This is a genomic window from Streptomyces daghestanicus (assembly GCF_020521275.1).
Taxonomy (GTDB): domain Bacteria; phylum Actinomycetota; class Actinomycetes; order Streptomycetales; family Streptomycetaceae; genus Streptomyces; species Streptomyces griseoviridis.
In genome coordinates, this window is the sequence record NZ_BNDX01000007.1 from 75,094 (window position 1) to 87,173 (window position 12,080).

Genomic DNA, 12,080 nt, shown 5'->3' on the forward strand with positions numbered 1-12,080 from the left:
GTGTCTTGCCGGGTACGGCCGCCTCGTCTAGGTTCTCCAGCCCGCCCCGCAGCCCGGGGCCGACCGAGGGGAGCGCCGATGGCCGCTGACCCGCACGACAGGGCGGACGGCGGCCCGCGCCGGCCGCTCACCATCGGGCTGCTGACCGCCAACATCCATCTCGGTGTCGGCGCGACCCTGTGGTCCGGTGTCCGCGCCGCCGCCGACCGCAACGAGGTCGGTCTGGTCTGCTTCCCCGGCGGCGAGCTGCGCGGTGGCGCGCCCCGCGGCGCGCTGTACGAACTGGTCGGCCCGGCCCGGCTGGACGGGGTCGTCTGCTGGAGTTCGGCGATCGGGCTGCCGTCCTCGGGGGCGCGGGCCAGGAGCCTGCTGCGGCGGCTGGCGCACCTGCCGGTGGTCAGCCTCAACCAGCCGCTCGGCGACCAGGCGGACGTGCTCTCCGTGGACAGCCACGCGGGCATGCGCACCCTGGTCGGTCATCTCGTCGCCCGGCACGGCTGCCGGCGCCCCGCGTGCATCCGCGGTCCGGTCGCCAACCCGGTCTCCGAGGAGCGGTACCGCGCCTACGTGGACGCGCTGCGCCACCACGGGATCGGACTGGAGAGCACCCATGTGTGCGCCGCGGTGGACTTCGACGCCGGGGGCGGGGCCTCGGCGATGCGGGTGCTGCTGGACGCGCGGGGACTGAAGCCGGGGGTGGACTTCGACGCGGTGCTCGCGGGCAGCGACGTCCTGGCGGCGGACGCGCTGCGGCTGCTCGCGGAGCGCGGGGTGCGGGTGCCGCAGGACGTGGCCGTGGTCGGTTTCAACGACTCGCCGGAGGCCCGGCTGGGCGATCCGCCGCTGACCTCGGTGGCGCTGCCCTTCGCGGAACTGGGCGCGCTGGCCGTCGACACGCTGGTGGCCCGGCTGCGGGGCTCCCGGCCACCGGACCGTACGACGATCCCGGCCACCCTCGTACCGCGCCGCTCCTGCGGGTGCCGCTACCCGGCGCCCCGGTACGCGGTGCGGCCCCGGGCGGCGGCCGGCCCGGCCGAGGAACCCCGGGGCTGGGCGGCGCTGGAGGCGCTGGTGCCGGGCGCGGCGGCCCGGCTCGGGGAGGCCTTCCACGCCGACCTGTCGCCCGGCCCGCCACGGCCGGCGGGGGCGGCGCGGGCGGACGACGGGGAGGGCGAGGAGGACGGGGCGGGTTTCCTGCCGCTGGTGGAGCGGCTGCTGCGCGGACGGGTCCGGGGTCCGGCCGAGGCGGAGCGCTGGCACCAGGCGCTGGAGCGGGTACGGCTCGGTGTCGTCGACACCCTGCCGGTGGAGCTGCGCGGACCCGCGGAGGCGCTGTTCGGGCGGGCCCGGCTGCTGGTCGCGGAGCGGTCCCGGGCGCTGCTCGAGTACGGGCGCTGGACACAGGGCCAGCGGGCGCGGCGGCTGCGGGAGTTCGGCACCGCGCTGACGACGGTGGTCGACCTCGACGGGCTGTCGGACGTCCTGGAACGGCACCTCGCCCGGCCGGGCGTGCCGGCCTGCCGGATCGTGCTGTACGGGCAGGACGGGGCGGCGCCGGTGCGCGGGACGGCGCGGCCCCTGCTCACCCGGGCCGAGGCGGGGCGGCTCGGGCACGGCGGGATGCTGGACAGTCCGCCGTTCTCGGCCGCGCTGCTGCTGCCGGACGCCCTGCTGCCCGGCGGCCGGCGCTCCCGGCTGGTGCTGGAGCCGCTGCACATCGGCGAACAGCAGCTGGGGCTCGCGGTGTTCGACGCGAGCGCCGGCGGGGCCGGGGCCGATCAGGACGGGGCGCTCTACCGGGAGCTGGGCGATCAGATCAGCGCCGCGCTGAAGGGCATCGGGCTCTTCGACGAGGTGCGCCGGGCGCGGGACGCGGCGGAGCAGGCGCACCGGTTCCAGACCCGGCTGCTGACGCATGTCGTCGCCGAGCTGCGGGGTCCGCTGCGGGCGCTGCTCGCGCGGGACGGCGACGACCCGGCGGCGGCCTTGGCGCGGGTGCGGCGGGACGCCGTACGGCTGTTGCAGCTCGGCGGGGACCTGCTGGACCTCGCGCGGTCCGAGGCCGGGGACCTGGTGCTGACCCGGCGGCTGGTCGATCCGCTGCCGCTGCTGCGGGAGGCCTGTGCCGAGGCCGCGGCCGGCCGGCTGGGCGCTGCGGGGGTGCGCTGGTCGGTGGCGCTGCCGGACCGGCTGCCGTCGGTGCCGGCCGATCCGGCGCGGGTGCGGCAGATCCTCGCCGGGGTCCTGACGGCCGCCGCGGACCGGGCCCGGGGCGCCGCGGTGGAGGTGTCCGCGGACTGGTCGCCGTCCGGGGTGCGGGTGGTCGTCGCCGTGCCGGGTGCCGGGACCGGCCCGGCCGGTGAGCGGCCCGGGTTCGACGTGGGGCTGGCCATGGCGCGGCGGCTGGCCATGATGCACGGCGGGGCGCTGCGGCCGGACGACGGCGGGTACGTCCTGGAGCTGCCGCTGCCGTCGCCGGACGGGCAGGCGCACCGGCCGCCGCCCGGCGCCGGACCGCTGCTGGTGGTCGCGGCGGGCGGGCCCGCCGAGGACGTACGGCGGTCGGCCGAGCGGCATCCGGTGCGGGTCTGCCCCGCCGACGGGGACCACGACGTCGTACCGTCGTCGCGGGAGGGCCGGCCGGGGGCGGTGGTGTGGGAGGCGGCGCCGGACCGTGCCAAGGAGTGGCGGCTGGTGCAGCGGCTGCACGACCATCCCGCCCTGCGGCACACTCCGTTCGTGCTGTTCGGCGCGTACGGCACCGATCTGGGGGACGCGCTGCGGGCACTGCGGCCGAGCGGGCTGGCCGAGCCGGTGGTGGTGGCGGGCCGGTCGCAGGAGTCCCGGGAGGAGCTGCGGCGGATCGCCGAGGCGGCGCTGCCCGGGCGGCCCACGCGGGTGGTGGCGGACGCGGCGACCGTGCTCGCGCTGGTCGCGGAGGAGACGCCCCGGCTGGTGGTGCTGGAGTCCTCGCTGGCCGATCTGGACGGTCTGGACGTGGTGGAGCGGCTGCACAGCGGGACCGGCCGGGCGCCGTGTCCCGCGGTGGTCGCCGGTCACGAGGGGTTCACGGCGGCGGACGCGCGGCGGGCCCGGCCGCATCCGGCGCTGCTCCTGCTGGATCTGGAGGTGTTCGCGCCGCACGAGGCGGCGGCGCTGGTGCGGGAGCTGGACCGCGGGGACGGCGGGGTGCCGCCGCGGGTGCGGGCCGTGCTGGACGAGGCGCTGGTCTACCTCTACGAGCACTACCGCCGGCCCGTCTCGCGCTGGCAGGTCGCGCAGGCCGCCGGGGTCAGCGAGGACCATCTCGGCCGGCTGTTCCAGCGGCGCTACGGCCTGACGATGTGGGAGTACCTGACCCGGCTGCGGGTGCGGCGGGCGGCCGAGCGGCTGCGGACGAGCGAGGACAGTGTGCAGAGCGTGGCGCGCGCGGTGGGGTTCCGCGACCGCTCGCACTTCACGCGGGTCTTCCGCAGGATGACGGGGATCGCGCCGCAGTCCTACCGGGCGGGGGCCGGCGCCGACGCGGTGTCAGGGGGCCTGCGCGGCGAGGGTGTTTCGCCGTCAGGCCGCTCGGAGACCACGGAATATTAAGTTCTGAGCTTTCTCTGAGGTGACTCTGCCCTTTTCGCGGCGTATTCGAGAAAAGTGACTGATCCGTAAGTGATAAGACGTGCCTAACGTGTGACGCACAACGCTTCACCGTCCCCCACCGTCACACCCGAGTGCGTCTTGGAGCAGAACATGCGCCATGTTCCAGTGGATGCCCGTGCCGCCTCCCCCGCCGCGGAACGTCATCGCGCACGGCTGTTGCGCTATGTGCACCGGTACGCGTCCGGTGACTCCCACCGGGCGGAGGACATCGTCCAGGAGACCATGCTGCGGGCCTGGCTGACCGGCGACGATCTCGACCGGCACGGCGATCAGCGGCTCCAGGCATGGCTGTACCGGGTGGCCCGCAACCTCGCCATCGACGCCCGGCGGCGCGATCGCGCGATACCCGTGGGCATCCTCCCGGAGGACCTGCCCCACCATCCCCGTACCACGACCGATCTGGCCGACACGGTGGTGGAGCGTCAGCTGGTCCGCCAGGCCCTGGACCGGCTGTCGCCGGAGCACCGCGAGGTGCTGTGCCAGATCCATCTGCACGACCGCAGCCGGGCGGAGGCGGCCCGCGTCATCGGCGTGCCGCAGGGGACCGTGAAGTCGCGCAACCACTATGCGCTGGAGGCCATGCGGCGCGAGATTCCGGCCGCGTGAGGGACGGGGAGCGATGAGGAACACCGATCCTTTCGTCTGGTTCCGCCAGCACAGTGACGCCGTCTTCCGCTGGCTCGGCGTCGTGGGCCTGGTGGTGCTGGTCTTCGTACTGCTGCGGCTGTGGGCGATGCGGTGGGGCGGCTGGGGGGCGTGGGCGGCGCGGCTGCGGCGGGAGTTCGCGCTGACGGCGGCCGCGTTCGCCGCGCCGGTGCGCTCCTGGCGGGCGCACCGGCGGACGCTGCGGCTGCTCACCCGGCGGCTGCGGGACCCGGCCACCTGGCGGGACGCGGAGCGCGCCCTGGCGGCGGCCGACGGGGCGGGCGGACGGCCGTACGCGGTGCTGGTCGGGGCGGGTTCGGTCGCGGTGCTGCTGGCCGGTCCTGACGCGCCCGGCCCGTGGACGGCCGGCCGGGCCGGGCTGCCGACGGTCACCGTGCGCCCGGGCGGGACGCGGCCCGTGGTGGTGGCGCTCGGCGCGCAGCAGCACGCGGGGGAGCCGATGTGTGTCTTCCTCGACCTGGCGGCGGGGCCGCCGGTGCTGTGCGTGGACGGCGACGACCGGGCGTCGCGGGCGCTGCTCCAGGCGCTGTCCGCCCAGTTGGACGTGCGGCTGCCGCGGGGTCATGTCACCGTCGCCGAGGGGGTGCACCGCGACCATCCGGGTCCGCCGGTGCGGACCGCGTACCGGACCGCCCGGGACACCCCGCGCCGGTTCGGGGTGACGCCGGTGCTGGTGGCGACCGGGCTGCCCGACCCGCTGCCGCCGGAACTGGCCGAGCCGCCGGGTGAGGACCCGGTGCTGCGGGTGCTGGTGCTGGGCGAGGCCCGCGGTTACACCCGCCGGCTGCTCACCGACCGGTACGGCCGGGTCGCCGTCACCGGTACGCCGCTGCTGCCCCGCTGCGACGCGCTGGGCCGGGCCGTGGCCCGCGCCCTGGACGCGCTGCCGCCGGTGCTGCCGCCCGCCCCGTCCGCGCGGTCCGCCGCCGCCGATCTGGTCGAGGACTCCGACCTGGTCGAGACGGAGGAGGAGACGGCCGCCGCGGAGCGGGCGCGTCCGGTGCCGGAGCCGGCCGGTGTCGCCGGCGCGCCGGCCGCGTCCGCCGCCCCTTCCCTCCCCCGCCGCTCGGAGCCGGCCCCGGCCACGGAACGGACCGCCACGTGAAACTGACCCTCACCACCGTCGACGCCGCCGCCCGGCGCACGGACCACCTGCTGGACCTGCCCGAGGGCGCCACCGTCGCCGAACTCGGTGCCGCGCTCGGCTCGCGCCACCTCTACCTCGGTGAGCGGCCGGTCAACCCCGACCTCGGGGTCGGTGCCGCCGGCATCCGCGCCGGGGCGGTCGTCGGGCTCGGTACGCCCGTGCCCGAGCGGTCCGCGAGCCGGGCCTGGCAGCCCCCGGCCGGCGACCCGGTCCTGGTGGAGGTCCGGCACGCGGGCGGGCCGGGCGCGGGCCGCAGCTGGCGACTGGGGCCGGGCAGCCACGAGATCGGCACCGACCGGGGCTGCGCGCTGCGCCTGGAGGGCGGCGGCGCCCCGGAGCGCGGGGTGTGGGTGACCGTGTCCGTGGACGGGACGGTCGCCTTCCGGCTGCCCCCGGGCGCCGACCCGGACCGCAACGGCCTGCGCAGTCTCACGCCGCCCCCGCCGGTGGACCCGGAGACCGGCACCCCGCTCACCACCGAGGAACCGGCCGGTCCGGTGGACGGCGGCCCCGGCGGCCACACCCCGGAGCCCGCGCCGCCCGGCCCCGACGGGCTGCCCGCCCGGCCGCCGCTGCCGCCGGCCGGTGAGCGGCCGGCGCCGGACGACGGGTCCGAGGAGTGGCCGTGGTACGCCGACCTCGCGCTGGGCGACCATCTGCTGCGGCTGGCCGACCCGTTCGAGGCGGACGCGGCGGTCAACACCTCCGCCGACGGGTTCGCCGTGGAGTACAACCGGCCGCCGCGGATCGCCCCGCACCTGGACACCGAGTCGATCCGGATGCAGGGGCCGCCCGGCGAAAGGAAGAACCGGCCGTTCCCGTTCATCATGATGATGACCCCGCTCGTCATGGGCCTGGTCATGATGAGCCTGTTCCGGACGTTCTACTTCGTCGTCTTCATCTTCTTCACCCCGATGATGGCGATCGGCAACTGGCTGACCGGCCGCCGCTCGGGCCGCAAGCAGCAGGAGGAGGCGCTCCGGCTGTACCGGCTGCGGCGGGCGGCGCTGGAGCGGGAGGTGCGCGAGGCCACCCTCGACGAGCGGGAGCTGCGGGGCGTCACCTTTCCCGATCCGGCGACGGTGCTGCTCACCGCGACCGGGCCGGGCAGTCTGCTGTGGCAGCGCCGGCGGCGCGATCCCGACCATCTGACGGTGCGGCTGGGCACGGTGACCCGGCCGTCGCTGAAACGGATCGACGACCACGCCCGGGAGAACAACCACCGCCAGGTGCACTGGCGGCTCGCGGACGTGCCCTACGGCCTGGAGATGACCGACCTGGGTGTCGCGGGGATCGCCGGGCCGGGCGGCGCCCCGCGGGCGCTGGCCTGCTGGGCGGTGGCGCAGGCGGCGGTGCTGCACAGTCCGCGTGACCTCAGGATCGTCGTCCTGACCGGTGAGGAGCACGCCGGGGCGTGGGACTGGGTGCGCTGGCTGCCGCACCTGGCGACCGGCCGGCCCGGCGGCCCGGTCGCCATCGGCAACGACCCGGAGAGCACCGCGCACCGGGTCAACGAGCTGGTCGCCGACATCCAGGCCCGGGTCACCGCCCGGGGCACCTCGGCGCTCGGCCAGACCCTGCTGCGCGAACCGGACGTGCTGGTCGTCCTGGACGGGGCGCGGCGGCTGCGGGACGTACCGGGGATGGTGCAGGTCCTCACCCAGGGGCCCGGGGTGCGGGTGTTCGGCCTGTGCGTGGACGAGCGGGAGCGGCTGCTGCCGGAGGAGTGCACGGCGGTGGTGCTCGCCGAGGGCAACCGGCTGACCGTGCGCACCTCGGGGGTGCCCGAGGTGGCGGACGTACGGGCCGATCTGGTGGAGGCCGGCTGGTGCGAGGAGGTGGCGCGGGCGCTGGCGCCGGTGCGGGACGTGACCGTGGACAGCGACTCGGGGCTGCCCTCCGACGTGCGGCTGCTGCCGCTGCTCGGGCAGGAACCGCCGGACGCGGCGGCGCTGGTCGCGGCGTGGGCACGCCGCCCGGCGTCCACGGCGTTCGTGCTGGGCGCGGGGTACGAGGGGCCGCTCCGCCTCGACCTGGTGCGGGACGGGCCGCACGGGCTGATCGGCGGGACGACGGGGTCCGGCAAGTCGGAGCTGCTGCAGACGATGATCGCGTCGCTGGCCGCCGCGAACCGGCCCGACGAGCTGACCTTCGTGCTGGTCGACTACAAGGGCGGCAGCGCGTTCCGGGAGTGCGCCGATCTGCCGCACACCCTCGGGATGATCACCGACCTGGACGGCCATCTGGTGGAGCGGGCGCTGGCCTCGCTGGACGCCGAGCTGAAGCGCCGGGAGCGGGTGCTGGCCGAGGTGGAGGCGAAGGACCATGCCGAGTACCGGGCCAAGCGGGTCCGGGATCCGCGGCTGGCGCCGCTGCCGCGTCTGGTGCTGGTCATCGACGAGTTCGCCACACTGGTGCGGGAGCTGCCGGACTTCGTGCCGGGGCTGATCAGCCTGGCGCAGCGGGGGCGTTCGCTCGGCCTGCACCTGGTCCTGGCCACCCAGCGGCCGGGCGGTTCGGTGAGCAACGAGATCCGCGCCAACACCAATCTGCGGATCGCGCTGCGGGTGACGGACCGGGCGGAGAGCCAGGACATCATCAACGCCCCGGACGCGGTGAGCATCTCGCCGTCCAGTCCCGGGCGGGCGCTGATCCGGCGCGGGTCGGACGCGCCGACGCCGTTCCAGACGGCGTGGGTGGGGGCCGAGCGGGGGGAGGCGCCGGCCGCCGGGCCCGCGTCCGCGCGGCCGGTGCGCGGCATGGAGCTGACCTGGAGCCGGCTGGGCCGGCCCGCTGATCTGCCCGAGGCCGAGGACGAGGAGCCGGAGCCGCTCTCCGGTGAGGAGCCGCTGACCGACCTGCGCGCGCTGGTGGAGACGATCGGCCGGGCCGCCGGGAGCCTGCCGGACTTCACCCCGCAGCCCAGCCCCTGGCTGGAGCCGCTGGCGGAACGGGTCCGCGCGGAGGACCTGCCGCCGGTGCCGCCCGCCCCGCCGGGCGCGCTGCCGCCGGTGCCGTACGCCCTGCTGGACATCCCCCAGCTCCAGCAGCAGCGGCTCGGCACCATCGACTTCGCCTCCTTCGGACACCTGTACGTGATCGGCTCGCCGCGGTCGGGGCGTACCCAGGTGCTGCGGACGGTGGCGGGATCCGCCGCGCTCGCGATCTCCAGCGCCGATCTGCACGTCTACGGCATCGACGCCGCCGGAGGCGGGCTGGGTGTGCTGGAGTCGCTGCCGCACTGCGGCGCGGTGGTGTCCCGGCACGACACCGAGCGGCTGGAGCGGCTGATCGCCCGCCTCAACGGCGAGCTGACGTCCCGTCAGCGGTTGATCGCGCAGCACGGCTGTGCCGACCTCGCCGATCTGCGGACCAAGCTGTCGAAGGACCGCAGGCCGGCCCGGCTGCTGCTGCTCATCGACGGCTGGGACGCGCTCGGCGCGCTGCTCGACGACTACGACGGCGGCCGGGTCTACTCCGAGGTGGTCCGGCTGCTGCGGGAGGGCGCGGCGGCGGGCATCCATGTCATCGCCACCTCCGAGCGGGTCCTGCTGGGCGGCCGTCTGGCGGCGCACAACGACCGCCGGCTGCTGCTGAAGCAGGCCGATCCGAGCGACTACAACATCGCGGGGCTGACCCGGCACAAGGTGCCCGCGCACATTCCGCCGGGGCGGGGCTGGCTGGCACCGGAGCGGATCGAGGCGCAGATCGCGCTGCTGCCCGCGGAGGAGGGCGCCGACCAGGCGGACGCGGTACGGGAGATCGGCCGGCGCACCACCGCGCGGGACGCGTCCGTGGCGCCGGGCCGGCGTCCGTTCCGGATCGAGGAACTGCCGGGGATGATCGGCTTCCAGGAGGCGATGGACCTGGTGCCGGCCGAGCGGCGGCGTCCGCTGTGGGCGCTGCTGGGGGTGGGCGGTGACGCGGGCGAGCCGATCGGCTTCGACTTCGCGGCGAGCGGCGGCTCGTTCGTGGTGGCCGGTCCGCCGCGCACGGGCCGCAGTACGACGCTGGCCTCGATGTGCGTGTCGCTGTTGCTCGGCGGGACCGCGCTGGTGGTGCTCACGCCCCGCGACTCGCAGCTGCGACAGCTCGCGGCGCACGACCTGGCGCGGGTGATCAGTGATCCGGACCCGTCGGCCGAGGCGGTGTCACGGGCGTTGGAGGAGGTGGCGGGCCGGCCGGTGGTCGTGGTGGTCGACGACGCCGATCTGCTGTTGAACTGCCGGGCGGACAAGGTGCTGCGGCAGGTGGCGTCCTCGGGCCGGGACCACGGCCAGGGGCTGCTGCTGGCGGGGCTGGCGGAGTCGATGAGCTCGCTCGGCTGGGTCGGGATGGCGCGGCGGTCGCGGCGCGGGGTGCTGCTGGGTCCGAAGAGCATCGGCGAGGGGGACCTGATCGGGGTGCGGATCTCCGCGGAACAGGTGCGGACGCCGCTGGTGACGGGCCGGGGCTGGACGGCGGGCGAGTCGGGAACGGCGATCACCGTGCAGGTGCCGCTGACGGTGCTCGGCGGGTAGGGCCTGTCGTTCGGATCAGGTCGCGGGGAATCGGCTGCGCCTTCCTCGCGCCGGTGAGCGGGGCCTGGTGCGTGCGGAGGCAAGGCGGAGGAGGGAGTCGACGCGGAGCGCCGGCGAGTGACGACAACGCGGCAGGTGCGCGCACCAGGCCCCGCTCACCGGCGTGATCCGAACGACAGGCCCTTGCCCGCGCGGGTGTGCGCGAGCCCCGTCGTCCGGTCCGGCCGGGCGGCGGGGCTCTGCCGTGGATACCGCGCGGGGGGGCTCAGTCGGTCTTGTTCGCCGCGCTCTGGATGTCGGTGGCGATGGTCTGGTCGGACTCGGCGATGGACTGGGCGATGTCGTTGAAGGTGTTGGCGTACTCCTGGATGTTCTTCGCGGAGGTCTTCATCTGGTTGCTGAAGTCGTTGTAGGCGTTCTGCAGCGCGGGGCTGGCCTTCTCGAAGACCAGGCCGTCCTGGAGGAGGGCGCTGACGGTGGTCTCCAGGTTGGTCAGTTCGTTGGAGATGTCGGTGAGCTTGGTGCCCATGGTGGTGGCGACGCGGGCGATCTCGTCGTAGTCGAAGAGGACATCGGGCGTGGTGGCCATGGTGGCGGTCTCCTGGGGTCGTCGGGCCGGTGAGGGGGGCGGCGGGGGTTACTGGCCGCTGCTGTTGACCTTGTCGGCGATGTCCTGGTCCATCTCCTTAACCGACTCCATGATCTTGCGGAACTGCTCGGCGTAGCCCTTGATGGAGTCGGTGGCGTCCTTGAGGGAGGTGGTGAACTTCTCGTACTGGGTCTGCAGGGCGGGGCTGGACTGGGTGAGCACCAGCGAAGTGTCGAGGAGGTTGTCGACCTCGGTCTTGGCCTCGTCCATGCGGGGCACCAGGGTGCTGTCGACGCTGGTGTCCAGGAGGTTGGAGACGCGCTCGATCTCGGCGTAGGACATGCTGATGTTGGCGGCCATGGGAGGGTCCTTTCCGGTGGGGTGGTGGGGATCTAGTCGTCGGACTCTTCGGGGGGTTCGGGCCATTCCTCGTCGGGTCCGGAGCGCGTGACGGTGGTGACCTTGCCGTCCGCGTCGGTGGTGGTCATGGTGCCGGAACCGTCGTCCTCGATGACGACCTCGGTGGTCGTCTTCGTCCCGTCGCCGAACGTCGTCACCATCGTGTAGTCGCGGGCGTCGAACGGTTCGCCGCCGTCCGGGGTGATGATCCGGGGCGCGGAGTCGTAGGTGGTGACGGAGGTGTAGGACTGGCCGTCCGGCGTGGTGATGGTGGCGGTCTCCTTCATCACGTTGTAGTCGTCGTCCAGTTCGACCTCGACGGAGACCTTGCCCTGTTCGTCCTCGTACGTGTACGAGGTGGGCGGGGTGTCGGCCGGTTCGGCGGGCGGTTCGCCGGGGTCGTCGGGGGCGTCGTCGTCGGCGAGCCACGCCTCGCAGAAGGAGGGGGCGCCGTCCGCCCGGCAGACGTCCCCGATGTTCGCGTCGGGGTGCTGCTCGAAGTACTCGCTCGCGCCGATCTTCTCCAGGTAGGCGTCCCAGGCGGTCTTGTCCTCCTGCCAGGCGTCGTACGCCTCCTTCTGGTTGCGCCAGTCGTCCAGGCCCAGGCTCTGGCTCATCAGGCCCGCGGCGGAAGCCAGTTGGGCATCGGCGTTGAAGAAGGTGTCGGCGACGCCGGAGAAGGTGTCGGCGAGCTGTCCGAGCCCGTCCTTGGCGTCCTTCGTGCGGGAGGTCGAGTAGGAGTAGAACAGGTTGAAGGCGTAGGAGAGGTCGGAGCTGCCGAAGAGTGCCTTGCGTTCGGAGCTGCTCGCCTCGCCGACCTCCTTGAACGTGCCGGTGGCACCGCCGGAGTCGGCGGCGTCGGCCAGTTCCCGCATTTTGCCCTGCACGATGTGCAGGGCCCCGTAGTCGATGGAGAAGTCGGGCACCACGCCTCCCGGTCGCATCCAGAGCCCGGTCCGTCCCGGCACGCCTGTCGCCCACTCCACGCACCAGGGGCCCGGAAAGGTTCAATCCTTTTTCCTCCCGGTCGATTGAACCTTTTCCCCACCCCGGTGCGTGGTTGGGGCAGCAGTGGCCCGGCTGCGACGGACGCGGAAGGAGAGCG

At 74.8% G+C, this 12,080-nt stretch carries 7 protein-coding genes; 4 read left to right on the plus strand and 3 right to left on the minus strand.

The features are described 5' to 3' along the window. Positions 1-78: 78 nt before the first annotated feature. The 4 genes from Sdagh_RS07705 (at position 79) to Sdagh_RS07720 (ending at position 9,987) form a co-directional block, all read left to right on the plus strand. Positions 79-3,594 carry a substrate-binding domain-containing protein gene (locus Sdagh_RS07705; RefSeq protein WP_190076835.1) on the plus strand — a complete coding sequence of 1,172 codons (3,516 nt, stop codon included), beginning with the start codon at positions 79-81 and terminating at the stop codon, positions 3,592-3,594. Positions 3,595-3,744: 150 nt separating this feature from the next. Next, entirely contained in the window at positions 3,745-4,260 is a 516-nt protein-coding gene (locus Sdagh_RS07710; protein ID WP_189419434.1) for a sigma-70 family RNA polymerase sigma factor, read from the plus strand. A 13-nt stretch (positions 4,261-4,273) separates the two neighbouring features. Beyond that, the gene (locus tag Sdagh_RS07715) at positions 4,274-5,425 is read left to right on the plus strand and encodes a hypothetical protein (RefSeq protein WP_226534825.1); all 1,152 of its coding nucleotides are present in this window, start codon (positions 4,274-4,276) and stop codon (positions 5,423-5,425) included. Further along, entirely contained in the window at positions 5,422-9,987 is a 4,566-nt protein-coding gene (locus Sdagh_RS07720) for an FtsK/SpoIIIE domain-containing protein (protein WP_190076834.1), read from the plus strand. Before Sdagh_RS07715 ends, Sdagh_RS07720 begins: the two co-directional genes overlap by 4 nt. A 265-nt stretch (positions 9,988-10,252) precedes the next feature. Here the strand turns inward: Sdagh_RS07720 and Sdagh_RS07725 are convergent, their stop codons facing one another. The 3 genes from Sdagh_RS07725 to Sdagh_RS07735 are packed head-to-tail and all read right to left on the minus strand — an operon-like array spanning position 10,253 to position 11,901. Beyond that, positions 10,253-10,576 (minus strand): WXG100 family type VII secretion target, encoded by a 324-nt coding sequence (locus Sdagh_RS07725; RefSeq protein WP_189419432.1) that lies wholly within the window; start codon positions 10,574-10,576, stop codon positions 10,253-10,255. A gap of 48 nt (positions 10,577-10,624) precedes the next feature. Continuing rightward, positions 10,625-10,936 (minus strand): hypothetical protein, encoded by a 312-nt coding sequence (locus Sdagh_RS07730; RefSeq protein ID WP_189419431.1) that lies wholly within the window; start codon positions 10,934-10,936, stop codon positions 10,625-10,627. 32 nt (positions 10,937-10,968) lie between these two features. Next, positions 10,969-11,901 (minus strand): serine/arginine repetitive matrix protein 2, encoded by a 933-nt coding sequence (locus tag Sdagh_RS07735; protein WP_189419429.1) that lies wholly within the window; start codon positions 11,899-11,901, stop codon positions 10,969-10,971. Positions 11,902-12,080: the final 179 nt, after the last annotated feature.